General features: G+C 35.1%; 21 protein-coding genes and 1 tRNA gene. 13 read left to right on the forward strand and 9 right to left on the reverse strand.

What is annotated here, in order from left to right; all coding sequences use genetic code 11:
• Positions 1–17: 17 nt before the first annotated feature.
• Complete coding sequence (locus ABJF08_RS03840) at positions 18–620, forward strand: MarC family protein (protein ID WP_348114724.1); 603 nt, start codon at positions 18–20, stop codon at positions 618–620.
• 2 nt (positions 621–622) lie between these two features.
• Positions 623–823 carry a hypothetical protein gene (locus ABJF08_RS03845; RefSeq protein ID WP_348114725.1) on the forward strand — a complete coding sequence of 67 codons (201 nt, stop codon included), beginning with the start codon at positions 623–625 and terminating at the stop codon, positions 821–823.
• A gap of 7 nt (positions 824–830) precedes the next feature.
• On the opposite strand, the gene ABJF08_RS03850 is transcribed toward ABJF08_RS03845, so the two are convergent.
• From ABJF08_RS03850 to ABJF08_RS03860, 3 genes are all read right to left on the reverse strand, one after another.
• Entirely contained in the window at positions 831–2,408 is a 1,578-nt protein-coding gene (locus ABJF08_RS03850; protein ID WP_348114726.1) for a S41 family peptidase, read from the reverse strand.
• Positions 2,408–2,836, reverse strand: a complete 429-nt coding sequence (locus tag ABJF08_RS03855; RefSeq protein WP_348114728.1) for a dCMP deaminase family protein — start codon at positions 2,834–2,836, stop codon at positions 2,408–2,410. The genes ABJF08_RS03850 and ABJF08_RS03855 overlap by 1 nt, the downstream gene beginning before the upstream one ends.
• Positions 2,837–2,954: 118 nt before the next feature.
• Entirely contained in the window at positions 2,955–3,545 is a 591-nt protein-coding gene (locus ABJF08_RS03860; protein ID WP_104514547.1) for a HupE/UreJ family protein, read from the reverse strand.
• Positions 3,546–3,778: 233 nt separating this feature from the next.
• Between ABJF08_RS03860 and ABJF08_RS03865 the strand changes: the two genes are divergently transcribed.
• Positions 3,779–6,007, forward strand: coding sequence for a response regulator (locus ABJF08_RS03865; RefSeq protein WP_348114730.1), 2,229 nt, complete (start codon positions 3,779–3,781; stop codon positions 6,005–6,007).
• A 4-nt stretch (positions 6,008–6,011) separates the two neighbouring features.
• Here the strand turns inward: ABJF08_RS03865 and ABJF08_RS03870 are convergent, their stop codons facing one another.
• Complete coding sequence (locus ABJF08_RS03870) at positions 6,012–6,476, reverse strand: CBS domain-containing protein (protein ID WP_348114731.1); 465 nt, start codon at positions 6,474–6,476, stop codon at positions 6,012–6,014.
• A 173-nt stretch (positions 6,477–6,649) separates the two neighbouring features.
• Between ABJF08_RS03870 and ABJF08_RS03875 the strand changes: the two genes are divergently transcribed.
• The 4 genes from ABJF08_RS03875 (at position 6,650) to ABJF08_RS03890 (ending at position 9,829) form a co-directional block, all read left to right on the forward strand.
• On the forward strand, positions 6,650–8,365 hold the full coding sequence (locus ABJF08_RS03875) for an FAD/NAD(P)-binding protein (protein WP_348114732.1): 1,716 nt from the start codon (positions 6,650–6,652) through the stop codon (positions 8,363–8,365).
• Positions 8,366–8,506: 141 nt separating this feature from the next.
• Complete coding sequence (locus ABJF08_RS03880; RefSeq protein ID WP_348114733.1) at positions 8,507–8,632, forward strand: hypothetical protein; 126 nt, start codon at positions 8,507–8,509, stop codon at positions 8,630–8,632.
• A 29-nt stretch (positions 8,633–8,661) separates the two neighbouring features.
• Complete coding sequence (locus tag ABJF08_RS03885; RefSeq protein ID WP_348114735.1) at positions 8,662–9,138, forward strand: PA2169 family four-helix-bundle protein; 477 nt, start codon at positions 8,662–8,664, stop codon at positions 9,136–9,138.
• Positions 9,139–9,394: 256 nt separating this feature from the next.
• A complete protein-coding gene (locus tag ABJF08_RS03890) occupies positions 9,395–9,829 on the forward strand; it encodes a BLUF domain-containing protein (protein WP_348114736.1) in 435 nt (144 codons plus the stop codon).
• Positions 9,830–9,898: 69 nt separating this feature from the next.
• On the opposite strand, the gene ABJF08_RS03895 is transcribed toward ABJF08_RS03890, so the two are convergent.
• The 4 genes from ABJF08_RS03895 to ABJF08_RS03910 form a co-directional block, all read right to left on the reverse strand.
• Positions 9,899–9,983: transfer RNA gene (locus ABJF08_RS03895), tRNA-Ser, on the reverse strand.
• A 67-nt stretch (positions 9,984–10,050) separates the two neighbouring features.
• A complete protein-coding gene (locus ABJF08_RS03900) occupies positions 10,051–11,127 on the reverse strand; it encodes an asparaginase (RefSeq protein ID WP_348114737.1) in 1,077 nt (358 codons plus the stop codon).
• Positions 11,117–12,247, reverse strand: a complete 1,131-nt coding sequence (locus ABJF08_RS03905; RefSeq protein WP_348114738.1) for a 1-acyl-sn-glycerol-3-phosphate acyltransferase — start codon at positions 12,245–12,247, stop codon at positions 11,117–11,119. Before ABJF08_RS03905 ends, ABJF08_RS03900 begins: the two co-directional genes overlap by 11 nt.
• A gap of 41 nt (positions 12,248–12,288) precedes the next feature.
• Complete coding sequence (locus ABJF08_RS03910) at positions 12,289–13,056, reverse strand: TatD family hydrolase (protein ID WP_348114751.1); 768 nt, start codon at positions 13,054–13,056, stop codon at positions 12,289–12,291.
• A gap of 73 nt (positions 13,057–13,129) precedes the next feature.
• Here ABJF08_RS03910 and ABJF08_RS03915 point away from each other — a divergent pair, with 73 nt between their 5' ends.
• A complete protein-coding gene (locus ABJF08_RS03915; protein ID WP_348114740.1) occupies positions 13,130–13,570 on the forward strand; it encodes a retropepsin-like aspartic protease in 441 nt (146 codons plus the stop codon).
• Positions 13,571–13,631: 61 nt separating this feature from the next.
• Here ABJF08_RS03915 and ABJF08_RS03920 read toward each other — a convergent pair whose 3' ends face one another.
• A complete protein-coding gene (locus ABJF08_RS03920) occupies positions 13,632–14,459 on the reverse strand; it encodes a DUF6252 family protein (protein WP_348114741.1) in 828 nt (275 codons plus the stop codon).
• A 130-nt stretch (positions 14,460–14,589) separates the two neighbouring features.
• Here ABJF08_RS03920 and ABJF08_RS03925 point away from each other — a divergent pair, with 130 nt between their 5' ends.
• The 5 genes from ABJF08_RS03925 (at position 14,590) to ABJF08_RS03945 (ending at position 18,300) form a co-directional block, all read left to right on the forward strand.
• On the forward strand, positions 14,590–15,093 hold the full coding sequence (locus tag ABJF08_RS03925) for a 30S ribosomal protein S16 (protein ID WP_348114742.1): 504 nt from the start codon (positions 14,590–14,592) through the stop codon (positions 15,091–15,093).
• A gap of 11 nt (positions 15,094–15,104) precedes the next feature.
• Positions 15,105–15,632 carry a ribosome maturation factor RimM gene (gene rimM, locus ABJF08_RS03930; RefSeq protein WP_348114743.1) on the forward strand — a complete coding sequence of 176 codons (528 nt, stop codon included), beginning with the start codon at positions 15,105–15,107 and terminating at the stop codon, positions 15,630–15,632.
• A 19-nt stretch (positions 15,633–15,651) separates the two neighbouring features.
• A complete protein-coding gene (locus tag ABJF08_RS03935) occupies positions 15,652–16,392 on the forward strand; it encodes a methyltransferase (RefSeq protein WP_348114744.1) in 741 nt (246 codons plus the stop codon).
• A 129-nt stretch (positions 16,393–16,521) separates the two neighbouring features.
• Complete coding sequence (locus ABJF08_RS03940) at positions 16,522–17,706, forward strand: acyl-CoA dehydrogenase family protein (RefSeq protein WP_348114746.1); 1,185 nt, start codon at positions 16,522–16,524, stop codon at positions 17,704–17,706.
• 87 nt (positions 17,707–17,793) lie between these two features.
• Positions 17,794–18,300, forward strand: coding sequence for a hypothetical protein (locus ABJF08_RS03945; RefSeq protein ID WP_348114747.1), 507 nt, complete (start codon positions 17,794–17,796; stop codon positions 18,298–18,300).
• The last annotated feature ends 207 nt before the right edge of the window (positions 18,301–18,507 follow it).

Genomic DNA, 18,507 nt, shown 5'->3' on the forward strand with positions numbered 1-18,507 from the left:
GCTGAAAAACAGATGTTATGGGAAATAATGCATTTATAGAATTTTTTACTGCCTTTGATTTTAAGGAGACTTTTACGGCTGGAATGATACTTTTTGCCGTTATTGATATTATAGGTAGTATTCCTATTATTGTTGATCTAAGACGTAAAGTAGGTCACGTACAAAGTGAAAAAGCGTCTATAGTTGCTGGTATTCTTATGATCGTTTTTATGTTTGTAGGAGAGAGCATGTTGGGACTTATAGGTATAGACGTAAACTCATTTGCTGTAGCTGGTGCTTTTATCATTTTCTTTATTGCTCTAGAAATGATTTTAGGTATACAGCTTTATAAAGATGACGCGCCAGAAACTGCTGCGATTATCCCTATCGCGTTCCCTCTTATCGCTGGTGCAGGAACATTAACTTCTGTACTTTCTTTGAGGTCTGAATACTCTGCTATTAATATTATACTAGCGATCATTTTTAACATCGGTTTTGTGTACATAGTACTCAAAAACTCTGGTCGCATAGAAAAACTAATAGGTAAACAAGGAATTAACGTGGTTAGAAAAATCTTTGGTGTTATCTTGCTAGCCATAGCTGTAAAATTATTTACAGCAAACATTAAAGAGCTATTCTAGTTATGAAATATGTATTTTATTTTATCCTAATTCTTGCGATCGCCAGTATCGTTTTTAACGCAACAAAATTAGACATTAACAACTTGCTTCAAGGAGAAAGCCAGATAGGCGCTATAAGCATAGTGGCAGCATTGTGCGTAGCTATACTTATGAGTATTATGTTAGTGTCATATAAAATTAAGGACAAATACGAGAAAAACTAAGCAACCCTTAGTTACTTAATTCCAGCAGCTTTTCGATCATTATATCATCTTGATTTAACAATTTGATTTTAAGCTCTGTAGTAAAAAGCTGCTCTGCCATGGAAGACTTAATAATTAAGGCTATTTCACTTCTGTAGCCTGGCAACTTCATGCTTGTATTGTATAGTTGTGCATAGACTATAAAATCTTCCATCAGTTGTTCTGAAACTTCATAGTTATTTATGAATTCTTCTTGAGGCATTGATCTCATAGAAAGTCCTTCTTCTTGCAGGTATTTATTAACGAATTGATCTGCAAATCCTGTTCTACCGAAGTAATCTAAAGTCTGTAAGATATAACCATCTGGACTAGGTACAAAAACGTCAGGTATGATACCACCACCACCATAAACTACTTTACCACCAGGTGTCACCTTGCGCAATGAGTCGTTTACTTCTATATTAGACTCATCTAATAACTCTCCATTATTATATCTATCTATATATTCTTTAAAGTAATCTTCATTACCATTTTCATAGGGTCTTTGAATACTCCTACCGGTAGGCGTGTAATATCTTGCAATAGTTAAACGTACTGAACTACCATCTCCTAGTTTAATTTCTTGCTGTACCAGTCCTTTCCCAAAACTCCTGCGACCTATAATAGTACCAGTATCGTTATCCTGTAAAGCACCTGCCACTACTTCACTTGCACTAGCACTATTCTCATTTATTAAGATAAATACGTCACTATTCTCATAAGAGCCGTAATCAGTAGCATAACTATCCTTACGTTTTTGATCGCGATCTTTTTGAAAAAGAATCAGCTTATCATCCTCCAGAAATTCATCGGCTATGTGAACTGCTGCACTTAAAACACCACCTGGATTATCTCTTAAATCTAATGCTATTTGAGTAGCACCAGCTTTTTTTAAATCTTTAATTGCTTGTTCAAACTCAGCAACGGTAGTCTCTGCAAAACGATTGATTTTAATATAACCTAGACTACTTGTAAGCATGTATGCAGCGTCTATACTTTTAATAGCAACATTACCTCGAGTAACCGGTATATTAATAACCGCGTCGTCTCCAGGTCTTAAAACACCTAAAACTACACGAGAACCTTCTTCTCCTTTTAAAACATTTGTAGAAACGGCATTCTCACCGAATAGTGGCTTACCGTCGGCATATAAAATCTTATCACCACCTTTTATTCCAGCCTTATCACTAGGACCATCTTCTATAGATCTCAAAACAGATATGGAGTCCTGATTAACAAAAAAGCGTATCCCTATACCTACGAAGTCACCCCTCATACTATTCTCTACATCTTCTGTTTGGTCACTAGGTATATATACAGAATGCGGATCGAGATTTTGCATGATCTCATTTACCGTCACATCTACTATGCTATCTGTATTTATCTTATCTACATAACGCTGGTCTATGAGATCTATAAGCCTATTAAGTTTACGTTTTTTTGCAGTACTAGAAGATGCGATATAATTATCACCTAAATTATTACTGTTAAGAGCACTCCCTAACCATATACCTACAGCAAAGAATATTCCCAAAAACAATGGATAATACAGGTAACTTTTTTTCATTAATCGACTTCTTCTATTTGTTCTATGATAACTCCTGCTTTCTCAAGAAATTGTAAACCACTATCATCTTTGTAACGCTCCATGTAGACTACACGTTTTATGCCACTTTGATGTATTAATTTACTACAGTCCTTACATGGTGACATGGTTATATACAGAGTTGCATCTCGACAGCTTTGTGTAGAACCAGCGACTTTTAAAATCGCATTAGCCTCAGCATGGAGTACATACCATTTTGTATAACCATCGTCATCTTCACAAAAATTTTCAAAGCCACTAGGTGTACCATTATAACCATCACTTATAATCATGCGATCGCGCACGATAAGCGCTCCTACCTGACGGCGCTGACAGTGTGATAATTTACCCCATTCTGTCGCCATTCTTAAATAAGCGACGTCGTATCTATGTTGTTTGTCTTTTTTCACTGTTTTGGTATAATGGTGAGTTGCCTTCTAGTTGAAAAGCTTATTAAGTGCTTATAAAATAAGTATTTGAAATGATTTTTAAAATTCCGCTTTCGCGAAAGCGAGATCAAAACAAATTTTAAAAAATCCATCTTACAATTAACAATGGTAAAATCATCCCTAAAATAATGGAAGAAATAATCTGAACCCATTCTTTTTTATTAAAACGGAATATCCCTGTAAAGATAAAGTTTAAGATAAGAATCACTAATATTATAAGTAACTGCCCCAATTCCAGTCCCAGCGCAAATTCTAATAACATTAATAAATCACTCTCTGCTCCTGCTGCAAGCATTTTAAAACCACTTGAAAAACCAAAACCATGAATAAGACCAAAGAATAGCGCAAAAATCATAGTAATCCAATTGTGATTATCGCGATGTCTTTTTCCTGCTGTAAAAATGTTATACAGCGCTGTAATGGCTATTGTTACCACAATTAAAAACTCTATATAAGAACTGTTAAAGGACACCTTACCATAAATTACCAGCAATAATGAAAGAATATGACCTACTGTAAATGCTAGACTCAGTCCCAAAAGCTTTTTCCAGCTATTAAATAAAAATGGCACTGCCATAAGAATAAAGAAAAGTACATGATCATATGCACCGACGTTAAAGTTCATAACGTGGTAAAAACCTTCCTTAACATATAAAATAAAATCGTCCATTAGAAATAGTTGTTTAGGGTATGATCAAAAATAAGGTTTAGACGGTGAGAATGAAAATGCTTTGCCCTAAGATATTTACAAGAATCTATAAATGAGTATTTAAAATATTAATTGCGCCTTTGGTTTATTCGGCAAACGGTTTGTTCTATGAAACATTCATTGATTTCTTTAATTAAAGAGCCATTTAATTATAAAAACATAATATTTTTACAATAGATCTTATACTGAATCACTTGACGCATAAAAACGCTCCATACGCACTACTCTTTATCTTATTTACATTTTGGGCTAGCACAACTACTGCACAGAAAGACTCTACTGTGTTAGATGTGAAATTGATGGACTCCTTATTTGAAAAATCCTACAATTTATTTTCTGAAGGGAATTATGTAAAGTCCTTTGAAATCAATTTAAGAACATTAAAACTAGCTTTATTAGTAAAAGATGATATTTATGTTAGTAGAGCTTATGGTTATTTAGGATACGACTATCTTAACCAGGGAGACACGATAGAAGCTCTTAAGAATTTTAAGCTAGCGCATGACGTTGCAAAAAAGATAGATGATCCCTCTATCTTAGCAAACACATATGGAGACCTTTCTAGCATCTATTTCCAAAATCCAAAAACGCAAAACCTAGCTAGAAAATTTACATTAAAGGCCATAGAAACCTATAAAGCCACTAACGACACATTAGGCCTACAGTATGTATATCATAACTATGCAGATGCATTAAACGAAAGCGGCAGGTTTACCGAGATGAAACTGGTAATTGATAAACTGAATGGAGCAATGTTTGATAAATATGACGAACCTATTTACCGTTCATCTATTCATAACATGACGGCAAATTATTACTTTCATTCTGGTGATTACAAAAAGACAGATTCCTTATTACAAGTGGCAATTTCTTTAAGCAAAGATCTAGGCTTCAATGACGAATTACAAAGAGCATATGAATTATACTCACTAAGTCTTACAGCACAAGAGAAGTACAAAGAAGCATATGAAACGAGACTGAAATATGAAAAAGTATTTAAGTTAAGAGCAAAGGAGAAAGCAGCTATAGAAAACAACAGACTAGCTGCTGCATTTAAAAACGATCAATTTAAAAAAGATCTAGAAAAATCAGAAGCCGAAAGCGTATTACAAGAAAAGCAAATACGCACAAAAACAGCCTTTAATTATGCTTTAATATGTATTACCGTAATAGCCTTTTTAGGTCTTTATTTTACCTTCAAGCTTTCTAAAAAAAGAAAACAACTCAACAAAGCTTTAAAGGAGAAAAACACCCAATACCTAAATCAAAAAACTAAAACAGAGCAACTAGCGCTAGCTAAAAGTGACTTCTTCAGTACAGTAAGCCATGAATTACGCACACCTTTATATGGAGTAATAGGACTGAGCACCATACTGTTAGAAAATAATAAAGAAAAAGATGTTGAGGATGACTTAAAATCTTTAAAATTCTCTGCCGATTATTTATTAGCTCTAGTAAATGACGTATTACAAATTAATAAAATAGATTCTCATAAGATCGATGAAGAAGAGGTACAATTTAACCCTCGTGAGTTAATAGAAAAAATAGTTGCCACCTTTGAATACATGCGCAGGCAAAATAAAAACAACATCGCCATCCATCTTGCTGATGATTTACCTGCTCTGGTTAAAGGAAATGCAACGAGACTGTCTCAAATATTAATGAATCTTATAGGTAATGCAAGTAAATTTACCGAAAACGGACTCATAGAAATTACTGTAACCACACATTTACTGGCTGAGAATAATATAAAGCTAGGATTTTCCATAAAGGATAATGGTGAAGGAATCGCACAAGACAAAAAAGAACACATTTTTGAAGAATTTAAACAAGGGGACTCTCTTAGTTATAATTACCAAGGTACTGGACTAGGACTACCTATTGTAAAACGCTTACTAAATTTATCAGGGTCCGATATAAATTTAGAGACCGAATTAGGTAAAGGTTCTACATTCAGCTTTGATCTGATTTATGAAATAATAGCCCATGTAAATAAGAGAGAGCATCTGTCTAAAAACTCTTATGTAGTAGACACTGACATCTTAAAAGACACACACATCCTTATTGCCGAGGACAACCGTATCAATCAAATGGTGACTAAAAAGATTTTAGAAAAAGACGGTGCTATTTGCACCATAGTAGAAAATGGAAAAGAGGCAATAAAGTCAGTAGAACACAACACTTATGACCTCATATTAATGGATGTTAACATGCCAGTAATGAATGGACTAGATGCTACTAAAATAATTAAAAAGACCTACAACACACCTATTATTGCGCTAACAGCTGTAGAAATAGCCGAAATGCGACAGAGTATTCTAGACTCTGGCATGGATGATATTATTATAAAACCTTATGATGTTAAGGTATTTAAGAATGTAATCATTAACAACATACTTGCTAAACAAATAGAGTTCTTATAACCGCCTATCTCCACTCATCACTTTTAAGTTGTGTAGCAGCAATGATAACATCCATTCTCGATATTTGCCCTATCAACTTACCATCTTTAGTAACAGGAAAACGTCTGTGACCAGTTTTTAAAAACCTAGATGCTGCATCAAAGATATCTACTTCTTGATCTATAGTTGCCGCTTGTGTAGACATAAATTCACTCACTAACCTATTCCCCACAGGCATGTTGTGATACCTACTATCACTTATGACATGCATAAGATCTGTATCGCTTATAATACCTACTAGATTACCGCTAGCATCTACCACAGGACCACCTGTTATTCTCTGTTTCAATAAAGTATCCATAACAGATGTGATTCCTTGATCTGGAGAAAAAGTAATTAATTTACGTGTCATAAAATCCTTTACTTGAAATTTTTGACGCTCGCTAGAAGAAGACTCTTCCCTTTTACCCATAAAATTTTTAATTCCCATAACTATTTGATTTTTAAGACCTTTTAAATTACAGAAAAATTATGAAAACACAAGTAAAACAAACTTTATTACTCCATAATTCACACTTTAAGCTGTTAATAATAACCTTATTACAAGATTTTTAACATTAAAAATAACAATTGGCGAGTATTATTAGAATCTAATACTAACCAATGAAAAGAATTGCTATTATAGGCTGTGGTCCTAGAGGTTTAAATAGTCTAGAGTGTTTAATAAGTTCGCTTTCGCGAAAGCGAGATCACAACATACACATCACCATTTATGACGATCAACGAGAATTAGGGTCTGGCCAAGTATGGAAAACAGATCAGGTAGGCTCAAACTGGTTAAATATATCAGATCGTGCGCTATTAAATTTAAATGACCGCTCGGAAACTAATTATCAATCATTTAAAGTCCCAAGTTTCCCTTCTTTTATACAGTGGATGGAAAAAAACCACGATTATGTCAAATCAGATCAAGTGGATCAATTTCCTCCTAGAAAAGTTATGGGTTCTTACCTTAATGAACGATTTACATCTATAGCAAACACACTGGTTCATCAAAACATTCTAGAAATAAAGACTGAAAAGGTAACAGAACTCAACTTTGAAGATCCATATTTTATTATATCAGATACCCAAGACATCTCACACCAGTATGATGAATGCTTGCTTACTATAGGACACCAGCCCACAAAAGATGACGACCAAATTAAATCATGGAAAAAACACTGTAAAGAAGGTGCTGGAAAATTATTTGATAACCCTTATGAATATCAAAAAGAGGTCTTAAATGAGCTTACTGCAACCGATAACGTTGCCTTGAGAGGTTTCGGCCTTGCTATGATAGATCTTACTAGAATATTAACCGTAGAAAAAGGAGCAACATTTAAAAAAATCATAAACAGCGACTTTTTAAAATATATCCCTAGCGATGCATCTATTAAAAAAATAGTTCCTTTTTCACTTAATGGATTACCGGTAGTACCTAAACCACTTGGAAAAGAAGTAGACCAATTTTTTACACCTGACGATGCTCAAGTCTCTAGTTTTAAATCAAAAATAAATGAAGCGTTAAAAAATGCACATACTATAACAGATTTAAACTTTTTGTACAACGCATTTTTGGACGTTGCATTACCTCTATATGAAAAACACACTACTGTAAATAACTCTCTAGACGGCGTGATCATAGATACTATAGCAAAAAAATGGATGCGTGACATGAGCTATAAGCATGATCTTATTCTAGACACCTGTCTAGATTGTAAACAATATATGATAGCCACAGCCCAAATGGCATTAGGTAAAACCACAGTCTCATTAGATTATACCATAGGACAAGTATGGAGACATCTACAGCCCACTATGTACGAGCTATTCTCACATTGCGATCTTAATGATCTCATTATGGAAGATCTCATAAAGCTAGACGAGAGTACAAAAAGATATTCTTATGGACCACCTGTAGAAAGCATACTACAATTAATAGCACTAGAAGATGCTGGCGTTTTAAACCTTAATTATGTAGCAAACCCCACTATAGATTGTAATGAAAAGGGATGGACGTTAGATAACAACAAGCAAACACAGCATATAGACGTAATGATAAATACGGTACTTGATCCACCTAGATTAATAGATATAGAGAGCGGCCTCATAATCGACCTGATAAGTAGTGATTTATTAAAACCAGTTACTAGCGATTTAGGAGTATCAACAAATAAAGACGGCACTGTACAGTTAGATACAAAGAATAATAGTATTCATCTTACTATGTTGGGTCGCAACTGTAAAGGAAGCGTTATGGGTGTAGATGCTATTTTAGAATGTTTCGGTAAAAGAATAGAAGATTGGGCACATGGAATCACTGACAGAATCGCATAAGTAATCTCATTAATTTCTTAATTAATTAAAAAATACCACGTAAAACACACTCTATTTTAAGAATTAGTTATCAATAGCGTGTTAAACAGTATTAAAATCTCTTTTAAATCCTTGTAGGAAAACTACCTTTAAAATAAAAAAATGAAAAAGTTCTTTAAGATTTTAACCGTTGCACAACTAGCGTTTCAAGCATATAACTTTTATATGGAACACCAGCGTAAAAAACAACTAAAACAAATTGATCAAAAAATTGATCGAGCTATATAAAGGACTAATTAACCTAAAAACAATAAACTATGGAAACTACAAGAGAAGAAGCAAAACAAATAGCACTAGATGAAACTGTAAATGCCTTGAATCAGCTATTAGAAAAAAATTATGATGCAGAGTCTGGATATAAGAATGCATTAATTGATGCCAAAAATCCTTATTTAAAAACTTACTTTACAAAGCAAGCAGCTAGTAGAAGTCAAAATGCTAATGAACTAGATAAAGCCATACGAGACCTTAATGCTACGCCTATTGAAAAAGGTAGCACCACAGCAGCGATACACAGAACATGGATGGATTTTAAAACAGCTTTTACCGGCAAAGACGACGAGGCTATTCTAGAAGAATGCATAAGAGGTGATAAGGCAGCTGTAGAGGAGTATCAGACAGTTTTAGACAATCAAGATTACTTACATGAATCTAAAAACATTGTTAGACAACAATTAAGCAGCATTCAAAGTACGTTACATACCATTAAAAAATTAGACGATATTATGGATTAATATTTCTAAAAATGTGAGAAAAAGGCCTATTTATTAGGTCTTTTTTTATGCCTTATTATTAATTATATGATATGTAAAAACTATTTCTATACCGCTTTCGCGAAAGCGAGATAAATACCATCAAAAAATATAAGACACCTCATGAAATCAATTGAACATAAAGAAACTAAAACTATTCTTGTTTAACTTAAGCAATATATTTACCGTAAAATAATTCACACTTTATTATAAGTTTTATTCTTACAAACATTTAAATTTGTCCATTCAATTATTTATTATGGACTCTACTTACACTATTTGTTATATAAGCAAAGCTACTCCAGGACTTACACAACAAGATATTGAAGAGTTATTTAAAAACACTTCTAATACAAATAACAGCAATAAAGTGAGTGGATTCCTTCTACATTCTTTAGATAATTTTTTCCAAGTTCTAGAAGGCAAAGAAAGTCATCTAAAGAATCTTTTCGAAAAAATTCAAGAAGACACAAGGCACAGTGATATTTATGAAGTCTATAATAAACGTACAGAGCATCCAGTTTTTTTAGATTATAAATCACAATTTGACATCGTAAAATCTCCAGAAGATTTAAAAACTATAGTTAATTACCTTAATCAAGACATATCAAATTCTACTAATCTTAAATTAAAAAGGCTGTTAAAACCATTTGCCATGTTAGGAGAGTTTTAATTCTTGAATCCCTTCAAGAAAATAAAACCATAAAAAAACCTCGTAATCAGCCGACTACGAGGTTCAAAGTAGAGAGGAAGGGATTCGAACCCTCGAAACGTTGCCGTTTACACGCTTTCCAGGCGTGCGCCTTCGACCACTCGGCCACCTCTCTAAATAATTAATTCAGTTTGCAATAATAAGGCAATATACCTTTTAAAGCCAATTTTTTATTTTAAAGTCTACGCACTTATTTCGCCACGTAAAGAAGTTTCAAAATAATGTCTAAAATCTTCTATACTATCTGTGTGCTGTAATAAATACATCATCTTAGCTAGTGCTGCCTCTGTAGTAACATCTTTACCAGAGACTAAACCTATATTTTTGAGCTGTACACTGGTTTCATATTTACCCATAGACACCGCACCACCCATACATTGTGTTACATTTACTATTCTGATGTTTTTCAATAAAGCTTCTCTAAGAATATCCACAAACCACTTTTGAGTGGGCGCATTACCACTTCCATAGGTCTCTAAAACAATCCCTTTAAGTCCTGGTATACCACAAATAGCTTGCACTACTTTTCTTGTAATTCCTGGAAATAATTTTAAAACCACTACGTCCTCTACAAGATCTGGACGGTATCTCATGCGGTTAGAATCTAACAAAAGAGATTTTTCTGTATTCGCTTTCGCGAAAGCGGGATCATCCACCTGCCATTTCCAAAACAAGCTCTCATCTATATTTAGATGCACACCACTTATAGCCAGTGGCGGATAATTAGGCGAGCTGAAGGCCTCAAAATGCTCGGCATTCATCTTAGCAGTTCTATTTGCTCTATACAATTGATATTCAAAATAAATACAAACCTCTTTAATGATAGGCTCATTATTATATTGCTCAGTAGCTAGTTGCAGGCTGGTTATAAGATTCTCTTTTGCATCAGTACGCAGGTCTCCTATTGGGAGTTGAGAACCTGTAAGGATAATAGGCTTAGTTAAATTTTCAAACATAAAACTAAGTGTACTACCAGTATAGGACATGGTATCACTGCCGTGCAAGACTACAAAACCATCATAACCGTCATATCTCTCATGAATGACGTTTCCTAATTTGCGCCATTCTTCTATATTCATGTCTGATGAATCTATAGGATGATCAAAGGAAAAGGTATCTATCTTACAGTCCAGTTGTTTAATTTCTGGAATATGAACAAGTAGTTTTGAAAAATCAAAAGCTCTTAAGGCTTTAGTCTCTGGGTCCTTCATCATACCGATCGTACCACCGGTATAAATTAATAATATATTAGGCTTCATTTGTAATAGCCAGTTTTTCTTTATTAAGAACTGGTCGAGCATACATATTAAGGAAACTCTCTACCGCTTTATGGTCTTCTACATTTACCCTTAATCTCAATCTGCGTTCAAATTGCTGCATATCATGATCAGAATAGTGTTCTTTATATTTAGAACTAGAAGTTAATAAGTCGTGTGCCACATAATTAGTAGGCCATAACATATAATTTTTCTGTATTTCTTTATCTAGATGTTGTACCACACGTTGCAATACCTGGTTGGTACTTTGATCTTCTAGTGCCTGAATATGAACTGGTTCTCCTGCGTGAATGTGAATATGCTTTTTCTGACCTAATGCACCTTTAAGTATGCTATTAAAATCTTCGTTTTCAGATTTTATGTACTCTTCATCGGCTTGTTTTGCCAGCAGTTCTGGTACTTTTAAAATATCAGTAGGATCATATTCATAAGAGATAGAGACTGGTACAATACGCAAGCTATTTAAATAACCTTCTATACCGTTTTTACCTGCGGCTAGACCTATCATTTTAAGAACACCTTGCTCAGTAACATCATTACCGTCTTTAGTACGTCCCTGTCTTTGCGCTATCCATACACTTCTATTTTCTTTGTGCATTAGATAGTCTATGTACTCACTTAACTTCTTACTACTTAGCAATATTTCTCTAGGACTAGCACCACGTCGTACGATAAAGTTGCGAGTTAGTTTACTCAACGCATTTACAAATGGTCTTTGCACTAGATTATCACCTATCGCACTAGCTGTTCTTATCAAGTCTTTTTTAAATAAAGTAAGATTGATAAGAGATGTATCTAAGACGATGTCTCTATGATTAGAAATATACAAATAGGTAGTTTCTGAATCTAGATGGTCAAAACCAGACGTTGTTAAACCGGCACTGGACTCTTCTAGCACACGCTCTACCGTGTTGCATATTACATCTCGCTGGAAATCGTTAATAGATTTACATGCCAGTACAATTTCTTTCACCTCTTCATAGTTCTTCTTAGGAAAACTGTATTGAAAAAGCTCTTTTATCATAGGGTGACGCACGGCGCTTTTTAGCGCTATTTGCACTTCGGCGTCGTTAAAAAATCTTATGTCGTCGTATCTACTCAAAATATGATGCTATAGGGTGCGCAAATGTAATCAACTCAGGTTTATATACCGAAGACTTCACGCGAATTTAAGGTTGTGATTTCTGCTATCTCTGCAATGTCTTTGTTATACACTGTCGCTAGTTTTGCTGCAACATTTACTAGATAAGAACTTTCATTACGTTTACCTCGGTAAGGCACTGGTGCCAGATAAGGCGCATCTGTTTCTAAAACTATTTCAGAAAGCGGTATTTGATCCAGAAACTGGTCTATTTTACCATTTTTAAAAGTCACAACACCACCTATCCCTAACTTCATTTTAAGATCAACAGCTTTTTTTGCCTGCTCTACATTACCTGTAAAACAATGGAAAATACCGTGTAAAGAAGTGTTTTTATACTCTTCTAGAACTTCAAAAACTTCGTCAAATGCTTCACGACAGTGAATAGCAATAGGCAACTTGTTCTCTACAGACCATTTAATCTGAGTATGAAAAGCCTCTTGCTGTTCAGACTTAAACGTCTTATCCCAGTATAAATCCATACCTATCTCACCTATGGCAACATAGTTCTCTTTTTCTAGCATCTCTTTTACATGCGCAAGTTCTTCTAGGTAATTTTCCTTAACATGGGTAGGATGCAATCCTGTCATTAAATGAACGTTTTCAGGATAACGCTTTTTTAAATCTAGCATCGCATTTGTATACGTAGAATCTATAGCAGGAATAAAAAATCGTTCAACTCCAGCATCCATTGCTCGCTGTATCATTTGCTCTTGGTCCTCATCAAAAGCCTCACTATATAAATGTGTATGTGTATCTGTAAAAATCATAAAACAAAAATAGGAATAGTTAGTAGTCCGCTTTCGCGAAAGCGGAATTATATTTACCTCATAAACACATTTCATGGCATCACTTAAAAAATTATTGCTATCACAAGGTTACACCAGCCACAATATTAGAATTGCTACGAAAAGTGGTCATATAGTAACCAAAGCAGCTATAAATGGTCATTCTGGTAGATTTATAATAGATACAGGCGCCAGCGCAACGTGTGTCAACCAGGCTATGTATAAAGAGTTTCAACTAGAAACAGAATTTATGGATAGGCAAATAGGTACCGCCAGCGGTTCTTTAAGACCACGCATATCGCACAACAATACCTTAGAATTAGGCGACTGGTCAGATGAAGACACTACCTTATTAAGCATGGACATGAGTTATATCAACACAGCATTAAAGACTGAAGGAATGCGATCTATTCAAGGATTATTAGGTGCCGACTTTTTAATAGCTGCCAAAGCAGTTATCGATTACAAAGGAAAGAAGATCTATTTAAAACCATAAAAAAAGCCCTGACTCTATAAGTCAAGGCTTTGATTTATTTGAAAAATGCAATTCTTATATATTAGTAAGAAACATTAAAAGTACCGTCTGTAATATCAAAATTATTAGGAGGCCCAGTCATAAAACTGAAAGTTCCAGTAATAGTATTTGCTGTAGCGTCTGCAGTTAACACCACTAGAGATCCAGAAACTGCAGGATCTAGTGTGCCACCATTAATATAGTTGGCCGTGTAAGTAGAACCATCAAAGGCATAAGTTCCTGGCACTACAGTATCAGGAAAACTTAAAACTATAGAACTAGGACCGTTAGATGCATTTACAAGAACCGTTCCTCCTGCCTCTACAGCTCCTACAGCTGTAGGATTAAGAGCCGTTCCATCCACATTTGCTGCTAGCGTTGCTGCAGTAGAACCACCAGCACCAGAACCTAATGCCGCACCGAATGGAACCTGATAAATAACTCCTGTTCTCATATAAAGTGAATCTACATTACTCGCTAGATAACTAACAAAGCTAAACTCACCAGTCACACCAGTTTCTGCATTTACAGACGTGATGCGCACCTCTCCTAGTCCGTTACCTAAGTTACTAGAAAATTGCTCTGCACCATTAAACGTATACAATGCTTCACTTTGCGATCCAGCACCTAATCTATAAACACCTACCGAATCATCCTGAAGGTTAATCTCTAGAGTTTCTAGAAAATTCTGTCCTACTATAGACATCGTACCGTCTGCATTAACAGTGGCACTCATACGGTCTGCTTTAAAAAACTCTCCATTACGCACCGCTTGTATAGCAGGTGTATTGTTATCTTCTAGATTATCAGAACAAGAAGAGAATGAAATAATGGCTAGGGCTATTAACAAGTATTTACAAATCAGTTTCATAGAATAGGATAAATGTGTTTAAGCAAATGTAAATAAAATATACACATATGATGAATATTATTAAATATAATGATACTTTTGCAAACTCAAATTAATAATCAGGGTCGGGCACCCATAAACTTTAATAGTTATGCCAGTAAAAATTAGATTACAAAGACACGGTAAAAAAGGAAAACCATTTTATTGGATCGTTGCAGCAGACGCACGTTCAAAAAGAGATGGTAAATATCTTGAAAAATTAGGTACTTATAACCCTAACACTAACCCAGCAACAGTAAACTTAGATGTAGACGGTGCTATCACATGGTTAGAAAATGGTGCACAACCTACTGACACTGCACGTAACTTATTAAGCTACAAAGGTGTTATGATGAAAAAACACCTTAAGGTAGGTGTAAAGAAAGGTGCATTTACAGAAGAGCAAGCAGATGAGAAATTCAACTCTTGGTTAACTGAAAAAGAAGCTAAGATTGCCGGTAAAGCATCTGGACTTCAAGCAGATGCTGATGCAGCAGCTGCAAAAGCTCTTGAAGCAGAAAAAGCAGTGAACGAAGCTCGTATCGCAGCAAATGCTCCAGAAGTAGTTGAAGAACCAGCTGCTGAAGGTGAAGACGCAACAGGAGAAGAAGAGTAAATCTATAGGTCATGCGTAAGGAAAAATGTTTTTACGTAGGAACCGTAGTAAATAAATTCAGCTTTAAAGGTGAGTTACTAGTAAAACTAGATACTGACGAGCCTGAGCTTTTTACAGAAATGGAATCAGTTTTTATCGAAATCGGTAAAAACTTGGTTCCATTTTTTATTGAAAGAAGTCAGCTGCACAAATCATTACTTCTAAGAGTGAAAATAGAAGACATAGATGACGACGCAGGCGCTGACACATTGATGAAAAGAGACCTTTATCTACCTCTTGATTTCCTGCCTAAACTAGAAGGAAATAAATTTTATTTTCATGAGGTTCTCAATTACAAAATGATAGACACTACTCATGGAGATATAGGTACCATAACAGGTATTAATGACACTACTAGTCAGGCTCTTTTTGAAATAGATAATAATGGTAGTGAAATTCTGATTCCGCTTAATGATCACTTTATCGATAAAGTAGATCGTGAGAATAAAACTATTACTATCACCACTCCAGAAGGTTTAATAGACCTTTACCTCTCATAAAACATTTTAATTTTTATAAATGAGTCTATTCAAATTCAAAGAATTCACAATAGCTCAAGATAAATGTGCTCAAAAAATAGGAACCGACGGTGTCCTATTAGGCGCATGGGCTGCTCCTTATAAAGAACCACACAGCATATTAGACATAGGTAGCGGTACTGGAGTCATATCTCTCATGCTAGCACAACGTTATCACCATGCAAACATAGAGGCGATAGAAATAGATCAAGACGCTTATGAACAAGCTGCTGAGAACTTTGAAAATAGCCCATGGGGTGATCGTCTTTTCTGTTTTCATGCAGAGTTTCAAGAATTCTATGAAGAAGTAGAAGAGCGATATGACTTAATAATAAGCAACCCTCCATTTTACGATTCTAACAGTGTAAAAACAGATTCTCAAATCGAAGAAAAACGCCAGCAAGCACGATTTGATGACGCTTTACCGTTTGAAGAATTAGTATACGGCGTGTATCAATTACTGGATATAGACGGCACTTTTGCTTGTATAATCCCCAAAGATAGAGAGACGAGATTTCTAGAAATTACTTCTCATTTTCAACTAGAACCTGTACGCACTACTTATGTAAAAGGTACCGCAGACAGTAAGGTTAAAAGATGTTTGATGGAGTTCCGCTTTCGCGAAAGCGTGAAAGAAAACAACACCAAAAACCTAGTCAGTGAACTCGTGATAGAAAAGGCACGACACGATTATACAGAAGATTACAAAAGCCTAACTAAAGACTTTTATCTCAAAATGTAATTCTACATCAATAAAAAAATCTGACTTTTTTTATCAAATAACCGTCTGTAGATCGCTATTTTTACGACCAATTCAAAAACAGCCGTGAAATTACTCTATCGATGTAGTTTCTAATTTAAAAGATATAGAATGAAACCAGATTTATTTGAAGCACCAGATTATTATAACCTGGACGACCTTTTAACAGAAGAACATAAGATGATACGTGATGCTGCCCGAGCTTGGGTAAAACGTGACGTATCTCCTATTATAGAAGAAGCTGCACAAGAGGCAAAATTTCCTAAAAGTATAATACCTGGCTTAGCTTCTATAGGAGCATTCGGACCATACATTCCTGAAGAATATGGCGGTGCTGGACTGGACCAAATTTCTTACGGCCTTATCATGCAAGAAATAGAACGTGGTGACAGCGGTGTGCGATCTACAGCATCTGTTCAATCTTCTCTTGTTATGTACCCTATATGGAAATACGGTAGTGAAGAACATCGTAAAAAATTCTTACCTAAGCTAGCTAGTGGCGAGTTTATGGGATCCTTTGGCCTTACAGAACCTGATCACGGTTCTAATCCTGGCGGTATGATTACCAGCTTTAAAGATGCTGGAGATGGAGAGAACATTATTTTAAACGGTGCAAAACTATGGATTTCTAACAGTCCATTTTGTGATGTCGCCGTAGTATGGGCAAAGAATGAAGAAGGACGCATTCATGGAGTAATCGTAGAACGCGGCATGGAAGGTTTTACAACTCCTGAGACACATAACAAATGGTCACTACGAGCTAGTGCGACAGGTGAATTAATTTTTCAAGATGTAAAGATTCCTAAAAGCAATATTTTACCAGGTAAATCTGGTCTAGGAGCACCACTGGGTTGTTTAGATTCTGCGCGATTTGGTATTGCTTGGGGCGCAATAGGTGCCGCAATGGATTGTTACGATACTGCATTAAGGTATGCAAAGGAACGTATACAATTCGGTAAACCGATTGCTGCATTCCAACTACAACAAAAGAAGCTCGCTGAGATGATTACCGAAATTACTAAAGCACAATTACTCGCTTGGAGACTAGGTGTATTGCGTGAAGAAGGAAAAGCTACAAGCGCACAAATATCCATGGCAAAGCGCAATAACGTGGACATGGCTATTAAAATAGCTCGTGAAGCTAGACAAATTCTAGGTGGAATGGGTATTACAGGAGAATACAGCATCATGCGTCATATGATGAACCTAGAAAGTGTAATCACTTATGAAGGTACTCATGATATACATTTATTAATTACTGGATTAGACATTACTGGAGAGAACGCTTTTAAGTAAACCACAGTTAATTAGTACTAAGTTTAAATCCCTTCAATTGAATTGAAGGGATTTTTTCGTTTATTTGGTTCGACTAAAAAACCAATTATGAAAAATTTTAAAATTTTAAGCCTTGCAATCCTATCAATTTTTATTTTCTCTTGTGAATCTGACGATGATAATGGACCTGAATTAACTAGCGCGAGTCTAGCTGGCACTTATAATGTGACTGCGTTTTCTGGCAACGCAACAGAGTCCGACACATCTGGAAACACACCTGATGTTACCGAAGTAGATTTTACCGCTAGTAACTTTAACAATGCGACCGTTACATTTACAGAATCTGGATTAGTTACCTCAACTGGATCTTATACTCAAACATCTATTTATACAGAAGATGGAATGACAGAAACAGAAACAGAGGTACAAGATCTAGACATAAATGGTGATTTTACCATTTCTGGTAACTCTTTAATAATAACAAACACCGACGGTTTTAGTGTGACGGTTAGAAATTTTTCTAATAATGGTCTGGAACTATACCTACAAGAAACAGAAATAGATACAGATTACAGCTATGAGGCAGAGGCTACTTACACTTTAGTAAGACAGTAAATCAATCTACGATCAAAAAAAACCAAAGGCTTAAGGATTAAATTTCTTAGGCCTTTTTTTATTCTCAATTTGTCCCGTCCTAGAATAGCGATACACTAAAATCTTAGTGTAATGAAAACACCTATAAACATTGGTTATGTGAAACGTACCCAAAAAGACTACTCGCTTTCTTTTAAGCTTCAAGTAGTAGAAGAAATTGAATCAGGA

Origin of the sequence: Nonlabens sp., assembly GCF_039941875.1 — a bacterium.
In the GTDB taxonomy this organism is placed as follows: Bacteria; Bacteroidota; Bacteroidia; order Flavobacteriales; family Flavobacteriaceae; genus Nonlabens.

Coding starts and splice junctions, on each gene's coding strand:
- ABJF08_RS03840 (WP_348114724.1), top strand. CDS start 18: ATGGGAAATAATGCATTTATAGAATTTTTTACTGCCTTTGATTTTAAG.
- ABJF08_RS03845 (WP_348114725.1), top strand. CDS start 623: ATGAAATATGTATTTTATTTTATCCTAATTCTTGCGATCGCCAGTATC.
- ABJF08_RS03850 (WP_348114726.1), bottom strand. CDS start 2,408: ATGAAAAAAAGTTACCTGTATTATCCATTGTTTTTGGGAATATTCTTT.
- ABJF08_RS03860 (WP_104514547.1), bottom strand. CDS start 3,545: ATGGACGATTTTATTTTATATGTTAAGGAAGGTTTTTACCACGTTATG.
- ABJF08_RS03870 (WP_348114731.1), bottom strand. CDS start 6,476: ATGGGAATTAAAAATTTTATGGGTAAAAGGGAAGAGTCTTCTTCTAGC.
- ABJF08_RS03875 (WP_348114732.1), top strand. CDS start 6,650: ATGAAAAGAATTGCTATTATAGGCTGTGGTCCTAGAGGTTTAAATAGT.
- ABJF08_RS03880 (WP_348114733.1), top strand. CDS start 8,507: ATGAAAAAGTTCTTTAAGATTTTAACCGTTGCACAACTAGCGTTTCAA.
- ABJF08_RS03885 (WP_348114735.1), top strand. CDS start 8,662: ATGGAAACTACAAGAGAAGAAGCAAAACAAATAGCACTAGATGAAACT.
- ABJF08_RS03900 (WP_348114737.1), bottom strand. CDS start 11,127: ATGAAGCCTAATATATTATTAATTTATACCGGTGGTACGATCGGTATG.
- ABJF08_RS03910 (WP_348114751.1), bottom strand. CDS start 13,056: ATGATTTTTACAGATACACATACACATTTATATAGTGAGGCTTTTGAT.
- ABJF08_RS03915 (WP_348114740.1), top strand. CDS start 13,130: ATGGCATCACTTAAAAAATTATTGCTATCACAAGGTTACACCAGCCAC.
- ABJF08_RS03920 (WP_348114741.1), bottom strand. CDS start 14,459: ATGAAACTGATTTGTAAATACTTGTTAATAGCCCTAGCCATTATTTCA.
- ABJF08_RS03925 (WP_348114742.1), top strand. CDS start 14,590: ATGCCAGTAAAAATTAGATTACAAAGACACGGTAAAAAAGGAAAACCA.
- rimM (WP_348114743.1), top strand. CDS start 15,105: ATGCGTAAGGAAAAATGTTTTTACGTAGGAACCGTAGTAAATAAATTC.
- ABJF08_RS03935 (WP_348114744.1), top strand. CDS start 15,652: ATGAGTCTATTCAAATTCAAAGAATTCACAATAGCTCAAGATAAATGT.
- ABJF08_RS03940 (WP_348114746.1), top strand. CDS start 16,522: ATGAAACCAGATTTATTTGAAGCACCAGATTATTATAACCTGGACGAC.
- ABJF08_RS03945 (WP_348114747.1), top strand. CDS start 17,794: ATGAAAAATTTTAAAATTTTAAGCCTTGCAATCCTATCAATTTTTATT.